This window comes from Caballeronia sp. J97, from assembly GCF_905220305.1.
Classification (GTDB): Bacteria; Pseudomonadota; Gammaproteobacteria; order Burkholderiales; family Burkholderiaceae; genus Caballeronia.
Genome location: NZ_CAJMZL010000013.1, coordinates 1 through 18,960, shown reverse-complemented (window position 1 = coordinate 18,960; position 18,960 = coordinate 1). Strand labels below are relative to the sequence as shown.

Annotated in this window: 18 protein-coding genes and 1 pseudogene; 10 read left to right on the top strand and 9 right to left on the bottom strand. The window is 59.8% G+C overall.

Translation table 11 applies throughout. The annotated features are described in order from the left end of the window. Positions 1-4 precede the first annotated feature (4 nt). Complete coding sequence (locus U4Y90_RS17940; RefSeq protein ID WP_321796474.1) at positions 5-1,057, top strand: PIN domain-containing protein; 1,053 nt, start codon at positions 5-7, stop codon at positions 1,055-1,057. A 106-nt stretch (positions 1,058-1,163) separates the two neighbouring features. After that, on the top strand, positions 1,164-1,610 hold the full coding sequence (locus U4Y90_RS17935; protein ID WP_321796472.1) for a hypothetical protein: 447 nt from the start codon (positions 1,164-1,166) through the stop codon (positions 1,608-1,610). A 68-nt stretch (positions 1,611-1,678) separates the two neighbouring features. Here the strand turns inward: U4Y90_RS17935 and U4Y90_RS17930 are convergent, their stop codons facing one another. Then, entirely contained in the window at positions 1,679-2,662 is a 984-nt protein-coding gene (locus U4Y90_RS17930) for a site-specific integrase (RefSeq protein ID WP_321796470.1), read from the bottom strand. A 261-nt stretch (positions 2,663-2,923) separates the two neighbouring features. On the opposite strand from U4Y90_RS17930, the gene U4Y90_RS17925 reads away from it, so the two are divergent. Next, a complete protein-coding gene (locus tag U4Y90_RS17925; protein ID WP_321796468.1) occupies positions 2,924-3,331 on the top strand; it encodes a VOC family protein in 408 nt (135 codons plus the stop codon). Positions 3,332-3,334: 3 nt separating this feature from the next. On the opposite strand, the gene U4Y90_RS17920 is transcribed toward U4Y90_RS17925, so the two are convergent. Both U4Y90_RS17920 and sap1 read right to left on the bottom strand, forming a co-directional pair. Further along, positions 3,335-3,886, bottom strand: coding sequence for a YaeQ family protein (locus U4Y90_RS17920; RefSeq protein WP_321796466.1), 552 nt, complete (start codon positions 3,884-3,886; stop codon positions 3,335-3,337). 267 nt (positions 3,887-4,153) lie between these two features. Further along, positions 4,154-4,498: a surface attachment protein Sap1 gene (gene sap1, locus U4Y90_RS17915; RefSeq protein WP_415749376.1), complete on the bottom strand. Its 345-nt coding sequence runs from the start codon at positions 4,496-4,498 to the stop codon at positions 4,154-4,156. A 399-nt stretch (positions 4,499-4,897) separates the two neighbouring features. Between sap1 and U4Y90_RS17910 the strand changes: the two genes are divergently transcribed. Both U4Y90_RS17910 and U4Y90_RS17905 read left to right on the top strand, forming a co-directional pair. Next, positions 4,898-5,524 (top strand): LysE family translocator, encoded by a 627-nt coding sequence (locus U4Y90_RS17910; protein ID WP_321796464.1) that lies wholly within the window; start codon positions 4,898-4,900, stop codon positions 5,522-5,524. Beyond that, a complete protein-coding gene (locus tag U4Y90_RS17905) occupies positions 5,521-5,991 on the top strand; it encodes an SgcJ/EcaC family oxidoreductase (RefSeq protein ID WP_321796462.1) in 471 nt (156 codons plus the stop codon). Before U4Y90_RS17910 ends, U4Y90_RS17905 begins: the two co-directional genes overlap by 4 nt. Positions 5,992-6,003: 12 nt before the next feature. Here the strand turns inward: U4Y90_RS17905 and mnmE are convergent, their stop codons facing one another. Beyond that, positions 6,004-7,392 carry a tRNA uridine-5-carboxymethylaminomethyl(34) synthesis GTPase MnmE gene (mnmE, locus tag U4Y90_RS17900; protein ID WP_321796460.1) on the bottom strand — a complete coding sequence of 463 codons (1,389 nt, stop codon included), beginning with the start codon at positions 7,390-7,392 and terminating at the stop codon, positions 6,004-6,006. 311 nt (positions 7,393-7,703) lie between these two features. Here mnmE and U4Y90_RS17895 point away from each other — a divergent pair, with 311 nt between their 5' ends. Both U4Y90_RS17895 and U4Y90_RS17890 read left to right on the top strand, forming a co-directional pair. After that, positions 7,704-8,120 (top strand): transcriptional regulator, encoded by a 417-nt coding sequence (locus tag U4Y90_RS17895; protein WP_321796458.1) that lies wholly within the window; start codon positions 7,704-7,706, stop codon positions 8,118-8,120. A gap of 162 nt (positions 8,121-8,282) precedes the next feature. Further along, positions 8,283-8,756, top strand: a complete 474-nt coding sequence (locus U4Y90_RS17890) for a hypothetical protein (RefSeq protein ID WP_321796457.1) — start codon at positions 8,283-8,285, stop codon at positions 8,754-8,756. Between the two features lie 80 nt (positions 8,757-8,836). On the opposite strand, the gene yidC is transcribed toward U4Y90_RS17890, so the two are convergent. From yidC to rpmH, 4 genes and pseudogenes are all read right to left on the bottom strand, one after another. Further along, a complete protein-coding gene (yidC, locus tag U4Y90_RS17885; protein WP_321796456.1) occupies positions 8,837-10,507 on the bottom strand; it encodes a membrane protein insertase YidC in 1,671 nt (556 codons plus the stop codon). Between the two features lie 83 nt (positions 10,508-10,590). Further along, a pseudogene (gene yidD, locus U4Y90_RS17880) lies at positions 10,591-10,842 on the bottom strand (membrane protein insertion efficiency factor YidD); the annotation flags it as partial. Between the two features lie 67 nt (positions 10,843-10,909). After that, complete coding sequence (gene rnpA, locus U4Y90_RS17875) at positions 10,910-11,365, bottom strand: ribonuclease P protein component (RefSeq protein WP_415749382.1); 456 nt, start codon at positions 11,363-11,365, stop codon at positions 10,910-10,912. Between the two features lie 83 nt (positions 11,366-11,448). Next, positions 11,449-11,583 carry a 50S ribosomal protein L34 gene (rpmH, locus tag U4Y90_RS17870; RefSeq protein ID WP_004198824.1) on the bottom strand — a complete coding sequence of 45 codons (135 nt, stop codon included), beginning with the start codon at positions 11,581-11,583 and terminating at the stop codon, positions 11,449-11,451. Positions 11,584-11,987: 404 nt separating this feature from the next. Between rpmH and dnaA the strand changes: the two genes are divergently transcribed. The 3 genes from dnaA to gyrB all read left to right on the top strand — a co-directional run bounded on the left by dnaA (position 11,988) and on the right by gyrB (position 17,534). Next, entirely contained in the window at positions 11,988-13,568 is a 1,581-nt protein-coding gene (gene dnaA, locus U4Y90_RS17865) for a chromosomal replication initiator protein DnaA (RefSeq protein WP_321796453.1), read from the top strand. A 265-nt stretch (positions 13,569-13,833) separates the two neighbouring features. Beyond that, on the top strand, positions 13,834-14,937 hold the full coding sequence (dnaN, locus tag U4Y90_RS17860) for a DNA polymerase III subunit beta (RefSeq protein WP_321796451.1): 1,104 nt from the start codon (positions 13,834-13,836) through the stop codon (positions 14,935-14,937). Between the two features lie 113 nt (positions 14,938-15,050). Then, positions 15,051-17,534, top strand: a complete 2,484-nt coding sequence (gene gyrB / locus U4Y90_RS17855) for a DNA topoisomerase (ATP-hydrolyzing) subunit B (protein WP_321796450.1) — start codon at positions 15,051-15,053, stop codon at positions 17,532-17,534. A gap of 293 nt (positions 17,535-17,827) precedes the next feature. On the opposite strand, the gene U4Y90_RS17850 is transcribed toward gyrB, so the two are convergent. Beyond that, a partial coding sequence (locus U4Y90_RS17850) for a hypothetical protein (RefSeq protein WP_321796448.1) occupies positions 17,828-18,960 on the bottom strand: 1,133 nt, incomplete at its 5' end.

The window sequence follows — 18,960 nt, the reverse complement described above, 5'->3', positions numbered from 1 at the left end:
GCCGGTGTTCAACGTTCTCATCGATACAAGCGTATGGCTGGACCTCGCCGAAGACGCGAAGCAAACGCCTCTACTAGACGCGGTCGAAAGTCTCCTAAAGGACCGACAGATGCGATTGCTGGTGCCGCGAATCGTCGTGGATGAGTTTCACAAGAATCGCGACCGCGTCGCCAAGTCGAGCGCGAAGAGCCTTTCAACGCATTTCAACCTCGTCAAGGGGGCCATACGTCGGGCCGATGGTGACAAACGGCAGAAGTCCCGCGTACTCGACTACCTGTCAGACTTGGATCATCGCATCCCGATCATGGGCGGTGCCGCCGAGTCTGAACTGACGAAAATTGCTGCCATCTTTTCGGAATCGACAGTCATCGAAGTCAGTGATGCCGTCAAACTACGTGCAGCAGACCGTGCCCTCCATCGGAAGGCCCCGTGCCACCATGAAAACAAGAACTCGATGGCTGACGCGGTTCTACTCGAAACGTACTTTGAATGTATACGGACGATGGGGGGCACGGGGCAGCGGTTCGCGTTCGTCACGCATAACAAGCATGACTTCAGTCGCGTCAGTGGGGACCAACGGCAGCCGCACTCCGACTTCGCTTCGCTATTCTCGAAGATCAAGTCAATGTACTTCATCAACTTGGCCGAGTGCTTGCGGCGTATCGATCCGATGCGCGTCACCTACGCTATGTGGGAGCAAGAGTGGGAGCAGGAAACGAGAAGTCTTACAGAAATATTGCGAGCAATGGATCGGTTGACGACCCAAGTCTGGTACAACCGGCACAAATACACCGAGTGGCAGATCGAGCGGGGCAAGGTCAAGGTCATCAGCAAAGACGAGTGGGAGGAGGGGTGGGCGAAGCGGAAGCTGAACACCCAGACTCATATTTCTGACGACATTTGGCGAGGGGCATTGAAGTCCGCCAAGAACGCAGAACGCAAGTTAGGCGAGGGAAACTATGGTCCTTGGTCGGATTTCGAGTGGGGCATGATTAACGGCAAGCTGTCCGCACTTCGATGGGCGCTCGGGGACGAGTGGGATCAGTTGGATACGTGAGCAGTGCGGTCAATTCGGTGTGCCGGTCAAGGGCGTAGAATCAGTTTGATTGAAAGCGTCACTGCCGTTCGCCGTGGTTCAGTGGTCTGTGTTCGGATACCGAGGTATGACCAAAGCGAAGCATCCACCCCGCCGACGCGAACTGCTGAGTCGATACGGACGCGTCACAAGTTGGCATGCGAGTATGACGGAGCGTGTGGACCGGCCTCGCGGTTGTCCCCCGGAGCGCGAGAGTCGCGCATCGATTCAGGTGGAAGGGGAATTCACCGAACCGGTGCGTGATGTCACCCGGTTCTTGATTCAAGTCTCCCCAACGGACGAGCCGGGTATTGGTAACGCCGACCAGCCTAACATTGGCGCCTTCATATCGATCAAACCCGAGCTACAGGGCGTGATTGATATGACAGAGGGACATTTTCAGGGCCTGTTAACGCTCGCCGCCTCTGGCCGCTTGTCGTGGTGTCATGTCGCGTTCACAGTGCCGTTTCGCCGGTCCGCCCTGATCGCTAGCATTAGCTTCGACACGCGCCCGCCCGATGACGACGAATCGTAGCGCCGAATTCTCGGTTCGGTCCGTCGCTGAAAGGTGACGCACCGAATTCCGTGGCGTTCCTCTGACGTTCAACCGAGCTTCATCGCTAAGTCGCCAGCGTCAATCGACACGTAGCGTTGAAGCATATTCGCCGTTGTGTGACCGGATATGGCGCGAAGTTCGAGCACCGAAAGGCCCCGCTTTGCAAGTCTCGTCAGCGCATCATGTCGCAGATCGTGAAATGTGAAGTTGATAATCCCGGCCCTCGCGACCGCACGTTCGTATGCTTGCTTCAATGCTTCGATGGAAACGGGGAAGACCCGTCCGTCTAAGCTGTGCGGGAGTGATTCCAGCATGGCGACACACGTAGGGGAGAGCGGAATCCTTCGCGGCTGCCCGGTCTTCGTCACATGTAGGGTCGCTGTTCGGCGCATCAAATCAACGTCTTTCCACGCCAGTGCGAGGATTTCACCGCGTCGTGCAGCGGTTTCCAGTGCGAAGGTCACGACAGGCTTGATCCACGGGTTTTGACATTGACTGCACGCCAAGATGAGCGCGGTCCTTTCTTCGTCGGTGAGAACACGGTCTCGGGCCTTGCCCGACTTTGGCTTCCTGATGAGGCTGACAGGGTTGTTCGGAAGTCGAATACCCCATTCTTGAATCGCGATGCTGAAAACGTGTCCAAGAAGCTGTAGTTCTCGCAATGCCGTGCCGGACGAGACTTCTCCGAGGCGGGCATCCCGCCACGACGCGACCATCTGCGGCGTTATCGAGGAGAGCGCGTGCTTTGCAAGGCTGTGTTTCTTGAAGGTTTCAATTCTGTAAGACTCGGCGCGATTTCCCCGCTTACCGGTACTGACTTCTTTGGCGTATCGGTCGAGGAGTTCTCCCAAGGTTGTCATCTGTTGATATTGCGGGCCGTCGATCCACTGTCCGGCGTCCATGAGGCGTTCTTGCAGTCTCGCCCACTTCTCCGCATCTTTCTTCAGGGCAAATGTCTTCGATTGCGCCGGGTAGCCTTGTCGTTTGACGATTGCTTGCCAGCGGTCGTTGCGTTGTCGAATGGTAGCCATCACTCCTCCGAGGGTGACAGCGGGGTGACAAGCCAGTCTGACGACGGGGGCACGAAACACTAACCCCTTGATCTTGAAGGGTCTCAAGCTGGGAGAGCGTCGCGTTCGCAATGCGAAGGTCGGGAGTTCGATCCTCCTCCTCTCCACCACGAATTCCAAAGGGCTTAGCTTAAACCCCAAGCCCTTTTTCATTCCCCCGCCCGCCTGCTTCTCTTACCCATCACGCTAAACTGAGTCTCACATCGAACGTGAGAGGACGACATGCGCTTCCAGATCCGCGAAATCGATCACGTCGTGATTCGCTGCGTCGATCTCGACAACATGGTGGCCTTCTATCGCACCGTGCTAGGTTGTCCGATCGAGAAAGAGCAGCGCGATCTCGGCCTCGTGCAAATGCGCGCGGGACGCTCGCTGATCGATCTGCTGGCCGTCGGCGCAAAGATCGACCGACCGGAGAACGGCCGGCCGGGCGAGGGGCGCAACATGGATCATCTGTGCGTGCGCGTCGAACCGTTCGATGCGGATGAATTACGCGCGCACCTCGAAGAGCACGGCGCGCGTATCGGCGAAGAGGCGTCTCGCTATGGCGCCGAAGGCTTCGGCCCGTCGCTCTATCTGTTCGATCCCGAAGGCAACATGATCGAGCTCAAAGGGCCGCCCGAAGCCTGAAGGTCAGGCCGCCCCGGCCTTCAGCACGGTCCAGCGAATAGCAACAGGGTCGACCGTCTCGCTGCCAAGCGTCGCTTCGCCGTCCTGCACCATCAACTGCAGGCGCATCGTCCGTTGGGCCAGCTTGCCGAGCGCTTCGGCGATGCCGTCCGCGAGCGAGTAGACCGTCACGTTCTGCAGTCGCTCGACCTTGCCCCTCACGCCGTTCCACCATATATCCGCCGTCTTGCCGGCATAAGCGATGACGATCACGCGCTCCGAACGGCCGCTCGCCTTCGAGATGCGTCGCTCGTCCGGCTGCCCGACCTCGATCCACGTCCGGATCTGCCCGGTCAGATCCTTCTGCCAGAGATCGGGTTCGTCGGTATCGGACAGGCCCTTGCAAAACTCCAGGCGCTCCTCGGCGAACAGGCCGAAGGCGGCGACGCGCACCATCATCCGCTCGTCGGTCTCAGACGGATGGCGCGCAATGGTCAGGGAATGATCGCCATAGTAGTGGCGGTCCATGTCGGCGATTTGAAGGTCTGCCTTGTAGATGGTGGATTTGAGAGCCATTCAGCATCGGCGCCGGTTGTTGGGCCGGCGGAAAGAAATTGTCGATACGGCGCGATCGATCGCGCGCGAAACCGACATTGTGCGGGGAATCGACGGAAATTTGGAAGATCGCTGGGCGCGCGCATTCTATCGGTCAGCGCGGCAAAGACTGGCACGGCATGAATCCGGCTTCGAGTTTATGCCGATGAATAATATGCAGATAAATCGAAACACCGGCGCAACTCAAAAATCGCGCCGGTCTGCTGAATTAATGCAACCGCAAGCCGCTTATTGATCGATAAAACGATCAGCGGTCCACATGCCTTGCGTGTCGCTATTAGAGGCGTTGACGAATTCGACGTCGTGGCCGACGACGCGAATCACGCGAAAATGCGAATCGACGGGAGTCGAAATACATTCGAAGCCCTCAAAGAATTGCTGCATCTTCTGTTGCTCGCCGGCTTTCGCGTGCTGGTCGGCCGAATCGAACTTGTCCTTGGACAAGCAGCCATATGAATTGGGCCTGAAGGTGAATGTCTGCTGCGGCTGGATGACATTGTCTTGAGCCTGCGCTGCGGAAACAACCGCAAACAAACCCATCATCGCGAGAAGAGCGCCGGCGCCTTTCTTCATGTATAGCCTCCAAACGAAACCGTTTCGAAATTAGCTATGTATTTAAAAGCGGATAACCGCAAGACTCATGCTAGTTGAGTGAGACAAAGTTGCAAGCATATGTTGTGTGCGACCGCAACACGTCAGAATGTCGCAGGGAGGTTTAAATAAATTGCGCGATTTGCCGATTAAAAGAAAATCATCGAAATGCTCCCCTGAGCGAAAAGAAAGCCCGCGTCTGACCTATCAGGGCTGCGACAATTTGCCTCTCAATGACCTTGGTGCGCCGCAGTAAGCGGGTGCGAGGCAACGCCAACCAACCGCGAGTTCCACACGCGAGCAGTCAAGCTGGCTGAACGGCCTATTGCAAGCGTGCGGCGTTCATGGATAAATCGACAGTTCGAACCAAGGAGAACAAGCATGACCCTCGCTCAATGGCTGCCGTTCGCGATCGCGTCGGCGATTCTCGTCGCGATTCCCGGCCCGACCGTGCTGCTCGTCGTGTCCTACGCGCTCGGCCACGGCCGCAAGTACGCATTCGCGACCACCATCGGCGTCGCGCTGGGCGACCTGACCGCGATGACCGCGTCGATGCTCGGTCTCGGCGTGCTGCTGGCGGCGTCCGCGGAGTTGTTCATGGTGGTGAAGTGGATCGGCGCGGCCTATCTCATGTACCTGGGCTTCAAATTGTGGCGCGCGCCCGTGGTCGACACGGACGCCGTGCAGCCCATGGGCGAACTTCGCACGAGCCGCATCATGGCGCACGCCTACGCCGTCACGACGCTGAATCCGAAAAGCATCATCTTCTTCGTCGCTTTCGTGCCGCAGTTCGTCGATCCTCACGCGGCCAGCGTGTCGCAGATCGCGATTCTCGAGGCGACCTTCGTTGGGCTGGCGGCGGCCAATGCGTTCGCTTACGCGCTGCTCGCATCCGGCGCGCGCAAGGCGATTCGCAAGCCTTCCGTGCAGCGCGCGGTGAACCGCACGGGCGGCGCGCTTCTGATGGGCGCGGGTGTCTTCGCGGCGGCGTGGAAGAAAGCGGCATGAGCCAGGCCGAGGATTGGACCGCGAGCGCGCGCCGAGTGTACTTCGGCCTGCTCGAGGACTGGAACAGGCAGGACGCAGCCGCGATGGCGGCGCGCTTCACGGAGCGTGGCAGCCTCGTCGGCTTCGACGGTAGTGCGATCGACGGGCGCACGTGCATCGAGGCGCATCTTCAGCCAATTTTCTCCCGGCATCCGACGCCACGTTTCATCGCCAAAGTGCGCGAGGTGAGGCGGATGGCGAACGGGCAGACATTGCTGCTGCGCGCCGTCGCGGGCATGTGGCCGCGCGGCGCAACCGAACTCGAACCGAATCTGAACGCCATTCAGACGATGGTGCTGTCGCTTTGCGATGGCGTGTATCGAATCGAGATGTTCCAGAACACGCCGGCGGCATTTCACGGGCGGCCGGATGAGAGCGAAAAGCTCAGCGCGGAACTGCGCGAGGTCGGCAAACCGGAGGGCGCGTAGCGTCGTCGGCGCTCATTTGCCGATGCAGAAGCGGCTGAAAATCACGCCCAACAGGTCATCGGACGTGAATTCGCCCGTGATCGCGTTGAGATTGTCTTGCGCGAGCCGCAGTTCTTCCGCAAAAAGATCGAGCACTTGCGAGTGCTGATCGGCGTGTTCGGCTGCTAAAGCAAGATGATCGCGTGCCTCGCGCAGCGCGATCAAATGACGTTCGCGCGCGAGATACACGCTTTCCGCACCCGCCTGCCAGCCCGCGATCTTCAAGAGCTCGTCGCGCAGCAGCGAGATGCCATCACCGGTTTTCGCGGACAAATTGACTTCGCGTGTGTGATTCTCGGCATCGCGCGCGGCTGGCGGCACACCCGCCAGGTCCGTCTTGTTCATCACTCGCACGACGGGCACGCCGGACGGAAAGCGCGCCGCGATCGTTCGGTCTTCCGGCGTCATGCCTTCGCGCGCATCCAGCAGATGCAGAACGACGTCCGCGCGTTCGATCTCGCTCCACGTGCGCTCAATGCCGATACGCTCCACTTCGTCCTGTGTCTCGCGCAGCCCTGCCGTGTCGATGATGTGCAGCGGAATGCCTTCGACCTGGATCGTCTGCGCGACCTTGTCGCGCGTGGTGCCGGCAATCGGCGTGACGATCGCGAGTTCCGCACCCGCAAGCGCATTCAACAGCGACGACTTGCCCACGTTCGGCTGACCCGCGAGCACGATCGACAAACCCTCGCGCAAAAGCGCACCCTGACGAGCCTCAGCGAGAACGGTTTCGAGCCGCTGACGGATGCGCGTGAGCTTGCCGCGCGCGTCGGCTGCTTCGAGAAAGTCGATCTCTTCCTCGGGAAAATCCAATGTCGCCTCGACGAGCATGCGCAGGGTGATCACGTCTTCGACCAACGCGTGGATCTCGCGTGAGAACGCGCCTTCCAGCGAACGGCCGGCCGAGCGCGCGGCGGCTTCCGTGCTGGCTTCGATCAGATCGGCGACGGCTTCCGCCTGCGCGAGATCGAGCTTGTCGTTGAGAAAAGCGCGCCGCGTGAATTCGCCGGGCTCGGCGAGCCGCAGGCCGAAGTCGCGACCGGCTTCGATCGCCCGTTGCAGGACCAGTTGCAGCACGATCGGACCGCCGTGACCTTGCAACTCCAGCACGTGCTCGCCGCTGTAGGAGTTCGGCGCGGGAAAGTAAAGCGCGATGCCGCGATCGAGCGCTTCGCCGTTGGCGTCGATGAACGGCACGTAGCTCGCGTGGCGCGGCGCGAGTGCCTGACCGCACAAGGCATGCATGGCCTTTTGTGCGGCGGCCTCTCCCGCGCGGCCGAACGACAGACGCACGACGCCGATTCCGCCACGCCCCGGCGGGGTGGCGATTGCGACGATCGGATCGGTGTCGTTGCTCAGCATGTCAGCGGTGCGGTGGGATGGTTTTGGAATGCGGGCATTGTATCGCGGTGCCCCGATCCCACTGTCTTGTGCTGAAAGAAGTAGGGCGCGCAAGTTATCTTTTTTGAGATAGAGTGGGTGATCGGAGGAGGACAGGGGAATTTCGCGCCGGAAATGGATCGATGCTTGTAGCAGCTCACGTCCCGGCGAATAACTGTTGCTAAAAGGCAGTCAAAATTAACTCTTAGTCAAGATAAATGAATGCAGAATCGCGCCAAAAATCGCTCGATTGGTTGACTGTCAAGCAACGATTTCCTCGCACAATCCAGCCCATGCCTACACCGCAAGAAAAAGCCGACTTCTCCGAGCGGCTCAAATTCTCGATGACCCGCGCACCTGAAAAGATGCGTGGCGCGACCGATCTCGCATTGCATTTCAACCTGCGTTATCAAGGCGAATCTGTCTCGCCGCAGACGGCGCACAAGTGGCTGACCGCGCGTTCGATCCCGACCGTCGACAAGCTGAAGACGCTCGCCGACTGGTTCAAGGTCGATCAGCACTGGCTGCACTACGGGCCGCCGCCAAGCGGCAACCCGCAAGGGACGCCGAAACCGCTCGCGCGCGACGAGCAATATCCCGCGTCCGAGGAAACGCTCGAACTGGCGACGAAGATCGAGGCGCTGTCGCCGCATCATCGGTATTTGCTCGAGGAACTCGTCGAGCAGTTTTATGGATCGATGAAGCGGTGAGGGAACAGTCGCGCAGACGAAATTTTTCAACTTTTCCAGATAGAGCTATCTGACGTCGTTGTTGGCGAAAAGCTTTATAGCGCCCGCACTTATCGTCACGAACACGGCGCACTCAAGTTCGACTCTCGGCGATCAAGTTTGAACCGCAACACGATGCCGCCGATGTCCAACACACTGCCAGCCATGGCAACCAACCGAACAAAGAAGATTTTCGCGGATGGACTCGGGCGCTTACTGGTGCAAGCGATGCCTGCCATTCAGGAAACCGTGCCGTATTTCCGAAGCAGGTCGTTCCGCGTTGGACATGCCGGCGATTTGCTGCGCGCGCTGGAACATGCCGACCCTGACGCGACCGTGTCATCCACGGCGATCAAAGCCTGGTTCGACGCCGAGGCAATTCCGAGAGGAAGAAACCGTATCTCGCTGGTTCGGCTGCTCGGCCATCCCGCGGAACTGTTGCTCGATGGCGAGGACATCTCACATCTCCTGATCCTTCACCCCGAGGCGACAGAAGCGTTATCACCTTGGGGAGACAACGCGCGAAAGAACGAACTCCGTCGACGTGTCGAGGAGGTGACGGCAGCCGTCTATGCAGTCCTCGGCAATCTGAAGGACCTGGGCGAGCGACTCAAATAAGCCGATTGTTCGAAACGCCGTTCCAAATGCAAACGCCCGGCCGGAGCCGGGCGTTTGCACATCCAAAGCAGAAGCAGCGCTTACGCTACCTTCTTCTTACTCTTTCCCATCATGCGCGTGATGTAGTACTGCTGCGCGATCGAGAGCACGTTGTTCACCACGTAATACAGCACGAGACCGGCCGGGAAGAAGAAGAACATGACCGAAAACGCGATCGGCATGAACATCATCATCTTCGCCTGGACGGGGTCGGGCGGCGTCGGGTTCAGCTTGGTCTGCACGAACATCGACACGGCCATCAGCACCGGCAGGATGAAGTACGGGTCTTGTTGCGACAGATCGTGGATCCAGAGAATCCACGGCGCGCCGCGCATTTCCACCGACGACAACAGCACCCAGTACAGCGAGATGAACACCGGAATCTGCACGACCACCGGCAGGCAGCCACCGAACGGATTGACCTTCTCGGTCTTGTACAGCTCCATCAGCGCGGCGTTCATCTTCTGCGGATCGCTCTTGAAGCGCTCGCGAATCTGCTGCATGCGCGGCGTGATTTCCTTCATGCGCGCCATCGACTTGTAGCTCGCTGCCGACAGCGGGAAGAACACCGCCTTGATGAGCAAGGTGAGCAGCACGATCGCCCAGCCCCAGTTGCCGACATAGCTGTGGATCTTCTCGAGCAGCCAGAAGAGCGGCTTGGCGATGATCGTCACCATGCCGTAGTCCTTCACCAGTTCCAGACCCGGCGCGATGCCTTCGAGCATGCGCTCTTCCTCCGGGCCGGCGAAGAGACGCGCGTCGACATTCACGGTCTGTCCCGGCGCGATGGTTTGCGCGGGCATCGTCATGCCGACGCGATACAGTTCCGGATCGATCTTCTGCACGTAGATGTCGCGCTTCACGCCCTGCTGCGGAATCCACGCCGACGCGAAGTAATGCTGCACCATCGCGACCCAGCCGTTGTCCGACGACGGCTCGAACGTTGCCTTGTTCTTGTCGATGTCGGAGAAATCGATCTTCTGGAAGTGCTTCTGGTCCGTGTAGACCGCCGGCCCGATGAACGTATGCGAGAAGCGCGGCGTTTCCACCGGCGTGTTGTCGCGCACGAGCTCCATGTAGAGCTTGGGCGAGACCGGCGCGGTGCCGACGTTCTCGATCTTCGTGTCGACGTTGATCACATAGCTGCCGCGCGTGAACGTGTAGGTCTTGATGACCTTTACGCCACCCTTAACCGGCGATTCGAGCGCGATCTTCAGCGTCTTCTCGTCGCCCGTCAGCGACGTCTGGCCGGGAACCGGCGTGAAGATGTCGTTGTGGTTCGGGAAATCGCCGCCGAGCAGGCCGGTGCGCGCGAGATACGTGTGGTTCGCGGTGTGGTCGAAGAGCGTGATGTAGAGGTCCGGCTGCTTGCCATCGCCTTCCTTCATCAGCGAGAGCTTCGACAGCGTGCCGCCGCGCGTGTCGATTTCACCGGAGTACACGTCCGTCGTGAACTTGACGAGTTGCGATTGCGCTGTGGCGGGCGGCGTCGTCGTGCCGGGAGCGGCCGCGCCGGCTGGCGCGTTCGGCAGTTCGGACGGCTGCGCGCCGGATGCGGCGGAACCCGGTGCCGGATTGCTGGCGGTCTTGGCCGGTTGCGTCGCGCTCGGGAAGAACATCGACGGGCGCCCATGGTCGCGTTGCCAGTTGTCGAACAGCAGGACAACTGACACGAAGAAGATGACCCATAGGACGGTGCGTTTGATATCCATGCGTTGTCTCAGTGTCGATCGGAAAGCGCTTCAGCGCCGTTTAGTGTTGAAAGCTTGTCTTGCCCGGAATCATCGGACTTCGGGCGCGATTCGGATGCGTCGTCAGAGCCGACGTGTCCGCGGGGAGGCGGCACGAGATCGACGCCGCCCGCCGAAAGAGGATGGCAGCGGCACAGCCGCTTCACGGCGAGATACGTACCGTGCGCGGCGCCATGATACTGGATTGCCTCGCGCGCGTAGTCGGAACAGGAAGGATAAAAGCGGCACCGGTTGCCGAGCAGAGGGCTCACGGCAACCTTGTAGAAGCGCAACAACGCGATGAGTGCCGTTTGCATAAGCTTCGCGCCGCGCGCCGGATTTACCATGGACGGCAAATCTGGCGCGATCCGCGCTTCATGACCCTTACGGGCCGGATGATTCGTCGACGGCGGGCGCCTCGGGCGGCGCCGCCACGGTTTCGGCCTTGCGGCGCACGGCTTCGCGCACGGCACGGTCGAACAATGTTTCCAGCTCGCTGCCGACGAGCGCCCGAAGCGGCGGGGAACTCGCGCTCGGCATCGCCTTGCGGTCGATCTTCGCGTGCAGTCGCACGAGAATGTCGAATCCGTCCAGCTGCGCGCGGCGCAGCCGGAACGCCTCGCGCGCAAGCCTTTTGATCAGATTGCGCGTGACGGCGCGCGGCGCCTGCTTCTTGCCGATCACCAGCCCGAGCCGCGCTTCCTTTCCGGACGGCTTGCCGTACAGAACGAAATGCGGCGAGCGGCGCCAAGGGCGCAAACGAAAAACGGATGAGAACTCATCCGTTTTCAGCAGCCTTGCGGCCTTGGGAAACGCGGCCTGCGCCGGCAACTGAACGATGTCCTGTCTCAAGACTTCTGTGCGGCGCGTGAGCGGCTCGCCGTCGTGTGCAACATCCAACCGCGAGCAAACACTCCGCAGACTTAGATTGCCAGGCGCTTGCGGCCCTTCGCGCGGCGAGCGTTGATGACCTTGCGGCCGCCGGCGGTCTTCATGCGAACGCGGAAGCCATGGGTGCGCTTGCGGCGCGTCACGGAAGGTTGGTAAGTACGTTTCATGGTGCTCTCACTTGAGTTGATTGACCGCGCGGGCTTGGCTCCAGTGTGGTCACTGCAAGCGCGATGGCCGGAGGTTCAGGAATTCTGTTTTCGCGGAACCCGCTATTTAAACCGTTTTCCTATTGACCGTCAATAGTTTAGCGTGAACGAACGTGCATTCCGGCGGATTTCCAGCCCGTCCGGAGCGCTGATTTGACCCTGTGGATAACTCGCGCGCCGCCCTCGTTTGGCGTTAGAATCTCGCCTTACTCCCAAATATCCGCCCGCTGCTTCGGCCCGCCGTCCGCCCGCAAACCCTTGCGGCGTAAGCCTCCGGAGCATACCTGCTCGGCTGTGCCGGGACTTGTCCGAACGTTCGGCAAGCACGGCCAGCAGGCGCGGAGCAACCATAACGACCGCATTCGATGAACGATTTCTGGGAACACTGTTCCGCACTGCTTGCGCGAGAACTTACGCCGCAGCAGTACGTCACGTGGATCAAGCCGCTGACCCCGGTCGACTTCGATGCCGACGCGAACACCCTGCGCATCGCCGCTCCCAATCGCTTCAAGCTCGACTGGGTGAAAAGCCAGTTCTCCGGCCGCATCGCCGATGTCGCGCGCGAGTTTTTCAGCGCGCCCATCGACGTGCAATTCGTCCTCGATCCGAAAGCGACCGCGCGCAACGCGATCGGCGGCGGCCTGAATGCCGCGCCCCGTCCGACCGCGAGCGCACCCGCGGCGCCGCGCGCGCCGGCGCCTTCCGCGGCCGCGCCTCAGGCGCCTTCGGTCGTCGCGCACGCGAACGCCACCGCGCACATCAACGCGCTCGCCGCCGAGGCGGCGCAGCAGGCCCAGGCCACGCAGGACGATCAGGCCGATCTCGACCTCCCGAGCCTCGACGCCAACGAAGCCGCCGCTGGCCGGCGCACATGGCGCCCGGGCGGCGCGCCTTCGGCGGGCGGTGAAACCGATTCCGCCTACGAGCGTTCGAAACTGAACCCGGTGCTGACCTTCGACAACTTCGTCACCGGTAAGGCGAACCAGCTCGCGCGCGCGGCGGCCATTCAGGTCGCCGACAATCCGGGCATTTCGTACAACCCGCTGTTTCTGTACGGCGGCGTGGGTCTCGGCAAGACGCACCTGATTCACGCCATCGGCAATCAATTGCTGATGGACAAGGCAGGCGCGCGCATCCGCTACATCCACGCGGAGCAGTACGTGTCGGATGTGGTGAAGGCCTATCAGCGCAAGGCGTTCGACGACTTCAAGCGCTACTACCACTCGCTCGACCTGCTGCTCATCGACGATATTCAGTTCTTTTCCGGCAAGTCGCGCACGCAGGAAGAATTCTTCTACGCGTTCGAGGCGCTCGTCGCGAACAAGGCGCAGGTCATCATCACGAGCGATACGTATCCGAAGGAAATCTCCGGCATCGACGATCGCCTGATATCGCGCTTCGACTCCGGCCTGACGGTCGCGATCGAGCCGCCCGAGCTGGAAATGCGCGTCGCGATCCTGATGCGCAAGGCCCAGTCCGAAGGCGTGAGCCTGTCGGAAGACGTCGCGTTCTTCGTCGCGAAGCATCTGCGCTCGAACGTGCGCGAGCTCGAAGGCGCGTTGCGCAAGATCCTCGCGTATTCGAAGTTCCATGGACGCGACATCACGATCGAGCTGACCAAGGAAGCGCTCAAAGACCTGTTAACGGTGCAGAACCGGCAGATCTCGGTGGAAAACATCCAGAAGACGGTGGCCGATTTCTACAACATCAAGGTCGCCGACATGTATTCGAAGAAGCGGCCGGCCAACATTGCGCGCCCGCGCCAGATCGCGATGTATCTGGCGAAGGAGCTGACGCAGAAGAGCCTGCCCGAGATCGGCGAGCTCTTCGGTGGGCGCGATCACACGACCGTGCTGCACGCGGTGCGCAAGATCGCGGCCGAGCGCGGAACCGACGCACAGTTGAACCACGAACTGCACGTCCTCGAACAGACGCTGAAGGGCTAAGGGATCGATTGACGCGGCGCGGAGAACGTACGCGTCATTAATTGCGTTCGAGAGCCTGTTTTTTGATGAAAACGCCCCCATTTTTAGGGAGCGGTTCCGTTTTGAGGCACAATATAGGTTTAGCCGTCCGTGGCCTGGGCGGCTTTCGAGCGCAGTTTTCGCGAGTGACCGGCGGGGGGCCGGCAACGCGTGTTACGAGGTTGTCCGCTGGGCAAATCTGGTGGCGAAACCGGCGGACAGGCCGTCACATCAACGAAGGAACTCTATGCAACTGGTCAAGACCGAACGAGATAATCTTCTAAGGCCGCTGCAAACCGTGAGCGGCATCGTAGAACGCCGCCATACGTTGCCGATCCTCGCGAATTTGCTCATTACCAAGAACGGCGCCGATGTGTCGTTCCTCTCGACCGACCTCGAACTCCAGATCACGACGCGCGCCGACTTCGGCGTCGGCAGCGACCAGGTCGCCACCACGGTCGCCGCGCGCAAGCTGCTCGACATTCTGCGCGCGATGCCTTCGGGCGAGGTCGTACTCGACCTTTCCGACAAGCGCCTCACGGTGCGTTCCGGCAAGAGCCGCTTCGCGCTCCAGACGCTCGCCGCCGACGAATTCCCGACCGTCAACCAGGCTACTGACTTCGGCGCGAGCCTTTCGGTTCCGCAGAAGACTTTCCGCCAGTTGCTCGGCATGGTCTATTTCGCGATGGCCCAGCAGGACATCCGCTACTACCTGAACGGCATGCTGCTCGTGGTGGACGGCGACCAGTTGATGGCGGTCGCGACGGACGGCCACCGTCTCGCGTTCTCGTCGATGAAGATCGAAGGCTCGTTTCCGCGTCAGGAAGTCATCATTCCGCGCAAGACGATTCTCGAGCTTCAGCGTTTGCTGGAAGACATCGACGATTCGCTGAAGATCGACATCGCCGCGACGCAGGTGAAGTTCAGCTTCGGCCAGGTGGAGCTCGTGTCGAAGCTCGTCGAAGGCAAGTTCCCCGACTTCCAGCGCGTGATTCCGAAGTCGCACAAGAACACGTTCGAAATCGGCCGAGAAGAGTTGCAGCGCTCGCTGCAGCGCGCGGCGATTCTCACGTCCGACAAGTTCAAGGGCGTGCGCTGCCTCGTCGAGCCGGGCCAGCTCAAGATCATGTCGACCAACGCCGACCAGGAAGAGGCGCAGGAAGAGCTGGAGATCGCTTATCAGGGCGACGCCGTCGATATCGGATTCAACGTCACGTATCTGCTCGACGTGCTCGCGAATCTGAAAGTCGACACGCTCAACGTGAGCCTCGGCGACGCCAATTCCAGCGCGCTCATCACGATTCCCGAGAACGAGGAATTCAAGTACGTGGTGATGCCGATGCGCATCTGACGCAGTCAATACCGGGAACACTCCAAGGGGCGGCGCGCCCCTTTGGCGTTTTTAAGGTGTTTTGAAAAGTTCGAGCAGTAACCCAGGCAGTGACGCAGAACCGGAAAATCTCCATGACTGAAAACACAAATTCGCAACCCGACAACAAGCCCGATAACAGCTATGGCGCATCGTCCATCCAGATCCTCGAAGGTCTGGAGGCCGTGCGCAAGCGGCCGGGCATGTATATCGGCGATACGTCGGATGGCACCGGTTTGCATCACCTCGTGTTCGAAGTGCTGGACAACTCCATCGACGAAGCGCTCGCGGGGTATTGCGACGACATTCACGTGGTCATTCACGCGGACAACTCGATTTCGGTCACCGATAACGGCCGCGGCGTGCCCACGGGCCTGAAGCGCGACGACAAGCACGATCCGAAGCGCAGCGCCGCCGAAATCGTGATGACCGAGCTGCACGCGGGCGGCAAGTTCGACCAGAACAGCTACAAGGTGTCGGGCGGCCTGCACGGCGTGGGCGTGTCGTGCGTGAACGCGCTGTCGGAGTGGTTGCGCCTCACGGTTCGCCGCGACGGCAAGAAGCATTTCATGGAGTTCGCGCGCGGCGTCGTGCAGAACCGCGAGATCGTCGAGGAAGACGGCGTGCAATATTCGCCGATGCCCGTTGTTGGCGATACGGAAAACCGCGGCACCGAAGTGCACTTCCTCGCCGACGCGACCATCTTCGGCAATGTCGAATTTCACTACGACATCCTCGCGAAGCGCATGCGCGAGCTTTCGTTCCTGAACAACGGCGTGCGCATCCGCTTGACGGATCAGCGCACCGGCAAGGAAGACGATTTCGCGTTCGCGGGCGGCGTGAAGGGCTTCGTCGAGTACATCAACAAGGCGAAGCAGGTGCTGCATCCGACCGTGTTCCACGCGGTGGGCGAGCGTGAGAACGTGACCGTCGAAGTGGCGATGCAGTGGAACGACAGCTTCAACGAAAGCGTGCTGTGCTTCACGAACAACATTCCGCAGCGCGACGGCGGCACGCACCTCACGGGTTTGCGCGCAGCGATGACGCGCGTCATCAACAAGTACATCACCGACAACGACATCGCGAAAAAGGCGAAGGTCGAAACCACCGGCGACGACATGCGCGAGGGTTTGTCGTGCGTGCTGTCGGTGAAGGTGCCGGAGCCGAAGTTCAGCTCGCAGACGAAGGACAAGCTGGTGTCGTCGGAAGTGCGCGCGCCGGTCGAGGAAATCGTCGCGAAGGCGCTCGAAGACTATCTCCAGGAAACGCCGAACGACGCGAAGATCATCACGGGCAAGATCGTCGATGCGGCGCGTGCGCGCGACGCAGCGCGCAAGGCGCGCGAAATGACGCGTCGCAAGGGCGTGCTCGACGGCATCGGCTTGCCGGGCAAGCTCGCGGATTGCCAGGAGAAGGATCCGGCGAAATCAGAGATCTATATCGTCGAGGGTGATTCGGCGGGCGGGTCCGCGAAGCAAGGGCGCGATCGCAAGTTCCAGGCAATTTTGCCGCTGCGCGGCAAGGTGCTCAACGTGGAGAAGGCGCGCTTCGACAAGCTGATTTCGTCCGAGCAGATCGTGACGCTGGTGACGGCGCTCGGCTGCGGCATCGGCAAGGATGACTACAACCTCGACAAGCTGCGTTATCACCGCATCATCATCATGACCGACGCGGACGTCGACGGTGCGCACATCCGCACGCTCTTGCTCACGTTCTTCTATCGGCAGATGCCGGAAATCGTCGAGCGCGGGTACATCTATATCGCGCAGCCGCCGCTGTACAAGATCAAGGCGGGCAAGGACGAGCGGTACATGAAGGACGCGCACGAACTCAACCAGCATATGTTGAGGCTGGCGCTGCAAGGGTCTGAGCTGATCGCGAGCGAAGGCGCCGATCCTATTTCCGGCGATGCGCTGGGTGAGTTGGCGCGGGCGTATTTGCTGGCGCAAGCTGTCGTCGACCGGCTCAGTCGCATTTATGACGCCACCGCGCTCGAAGCGGTGATGGATGGCGTCGTTATCGATCTGTCGTCGCAGGAAGCGGCGGAGGCATCGGCGAAGCGTCTGGAAGATCGTCTCCGTGCCGATCCGCTCAAGCCGGAAGTGAGCGTCGGGGCGGCGTACGATCAAGTGCGCGAACTGCGCTCGCTGCATATCAAGCGACGTCATCACGGCAACGTGAAGGTCTCCGTGTTTGATGAAGACCTTCAACTGACCGCGGATTACAAGCAGCTCGTTTCGACGGCGGACACGTTCAAGGGGCTGATCGGCGAAGGCGCGGTGATCAAACGCGGCGAGCGGTCGATGGCGGTGACGGACTTCAAGAGTGCGATGAAGTGGCTGATCGCCGATGCCGAACGCAATGTCAGCAAGCAGCGCTATAAGGGGCTCGGCGAGATGAACCCCGAGCAGCTCTGGGAAACGACGATGGATCCGAACGTGCGGCGATTGCTGCGCGTGCAGATCGAAGATGCGATCGCGGCGGATGGGATCTTTACCACTTTGATGGGCGACGATGTCGAGCCGCGCCGGGCGTTTATCGAGAATAACGCGTTGCGGGCGGGGAATATTGATGTTTGAGGGGTGTTGTAGATAGCCCCATAACCTGAGAAAAACGGACGCATAAACTGAGAAATTTATGGGGCGCGCTGCCCTGATAGTCCAGTTTGATTGTGCCGCAGAGCTGTGATGACCAAAGCCGAGGAGGCCTGTAAGCCCAGATACTTACAGGCTTTTCTTTTTTCTGGTCAGGATTTTGGCCGAGGAGCGACGGAAACACACAAGGGCTCGAGCACATCCGAGGGGCATCGAAATGCTGGCCTTATGCTTCTATCACGCGGTGACTGTGAGCAAATCACTCGACTCCGGGGCAGTCAGGTCTTCGACCCGGATATTTTGTTGTCACGGCTTGCATCGATAAGTACGATGTCTTCTCTATCCTGAAGCTTCAGGTCGCGGAGAATGCCCGTGATTTTCACCAGCTCGGTATCCGAAAAATACAAAATAACCTTTATAGAACGGTCCGTTTGACTTGCCTTCGCATAGACTTCGACCTGTTTCTCAAGGTTGCGCCTCAGGCTTGAATTGCTCGCCAACTTGAATTCAACAAGGCTAGCGTTTCGCTTTCCCTTCGAGACCTTGTAATCCACCGGACCGCGACCATTGTTGGCCTCGGCGTTTACGTCGAACATCGTTGCGTACCAAGTCAGGCGAAACATGGTGTGAAGGTCGCTCTCGCGCTTGACGGGCGTACCGCTCACATAGAAGACCCGATAGCCGTCGTTGTCTTCAATGACATGTTTCAGGTACTTTACTCGCTGCAGAGCTTCCTCGTATGAGTCTCCCTTCTCGTAAAACTCTGTGCCGACCAAGTGTTTCAGAACCAACTCGCGAATGTTGTCTACGAACTGCGTGTGGGTTTCTTGAACCTTCTTGCTGCTGACGACATGCGCTTCTGACGCATTCTCCTCCTTCCATTTAATGTAATGGTCAATCAGCATAGTGAACTGCTCAATAGTTCGCAGGGCTGCGGCTTTCCGTTCGTCCTGCGTTGAACGTTCGTTGATTTGCCTCAGGAAGTGGTCATTGACCTGAGCGCGGAGATGCTCGTCCGGCAATGATTGTCGGAGCTGAAAGAACTGACTCAGCATGTCCCCCTGGTTAATCCATGCTTCGTCGCGGGTCAGAATCTCACATGGCGTGAGGATGACGTAGTCGCCGGCATGCCATGGCAGCACAAAGTGTCCAGACTGCCAGCGTCTTGTCTCGTAGTTAAAGTTGACCCGCTCGACATGAACTTGCTTTAACTGGTTCGAGTGCAGATGCTTCTTTGCAAAATCCTCGGTGTACTTGAGCAGGTAACCCTTGATGAGATTCGTCGTAAAATCGCTCAAATGGTCTCGCCCAACACCACCGCTGAGCAGGCCGAGTTTTTCCAAATGTGAGCTCTTCGTCAGTCTCCGTCCCAAAATCGCGAAATACCCTTTGAAAGTTCCGGGCAAGCACC

What these genes read in the sequence shown, in the direction of transcription:
- U4Y90_RS17935 (WP_321796472.1), top strand. Translation starts at nt 1,164, where the DNA reads ATGACCAAAGCGAAGCATCCACCCCGCCGACGCGAACTGCTGAGTCGA.
- U4Y90_RS17930 (WP_321796470.1), bottom strand. Translation starts at nt 2,662, where the DNA reads ATGGCTACCATTCGACAACGCAACGACCGCTGGCAAGCAATCGTCAAA.
- U4Y90_RS17925 (WP_321796468.1), top strand. Translation starts at nt 2,924, where the DNA reads ATGCGCTTCCAGATCCGCGAAATCGATCACGTCGTGATTCGCTGCGTC.
- U4Y90_RS17920 (WP_321796466.1), bottom strand. Translation starts at nt 3,886, where the DNA reads ATGGCTCTCAAATCCACCATCTACAAGGCAGACCTTCAAATCGCCGAC.
- sap1 (WP_415749376.1), bottom strand. Translation starts at nt 4,498, where the DNA reads ATGAAGAAAGGCGCCGGCGCTCTTCTCGCGATGATGGGTTTGTTTGCG.
- U4Y90_RS17910 (WP_321796464.1), top strand. Translation starts at nt 4,898, where the DNA reads ATGACCCTCGCTCAATGGCTGCCGTTCGCGATCGCGTCGGCGATTCTC.
- U4Y90_RS17905 (WP_321796462.1), top strand. Translation starts at nt 5,521, where the DNA reads ATGAGCCAGGCCGAGGATTGGACCGCGAGCGCGCGCCGAGTGTACTTC.
- mnmE (WP_321796460.1), bottom strand. Translation starts at nt 7,392, where the DNA reads ATGCTGAGCAACGACACCGATCCGATCGTCGCAATCGCCACCCCGCCG.
- U4Y90_RS17895 (WP_321796458.1), top strand. Translation starts at nt 7,704, where the DNA reads ATGCCTACACCGCAAGAAAAAGCCGACTTCTCCGAGCGGCTCAAATTC.
- U4Y90_RS17890 (WP_321796457.1), top strand. Translation starts at nt 8,283, where the DNA reads ATGTCCAACACACTGCCAGCCATGGCAACCAACCGAACAAAGAAGATT.
- yidC (WP_321796456.1), bottom strand. Translation starts at nt 10,507, where the DNA reads ATGGATATCAAACGCACCGTCCTATGGGTCATCTTCTTCGTGTCAGTT.
- rpmH (WP_004198824.1), bottom strand. Translation starts at nt 11,583, where the DNA reads ATGAAACGTACTTACCAACCTTCCGTGACGCGCCGCAAGCGCACCCAT.
- dnaA (WP_321796453.1), top strand. Translation starts at nt 11,988, where the DNA reads ATGAACGATTTCTGGGAACACTGTTCCGCACTGCTTGCGCGAGAACTT.
- dnaN (WP_321796451.1), top strand. Translation starts at nt 13,834, where the DNA reads ATGCAACTGGTCAAGACCGAACGAGATAATCTTCTAAGGCCGCTGCAA.
- gyrB (WP_321796450.1), top strand. Translation starts at nt 15,051, where the DNA reads ATGACTGAAAACACAAATTCGCAACCCGACAACAAGCCCGATAACAGC.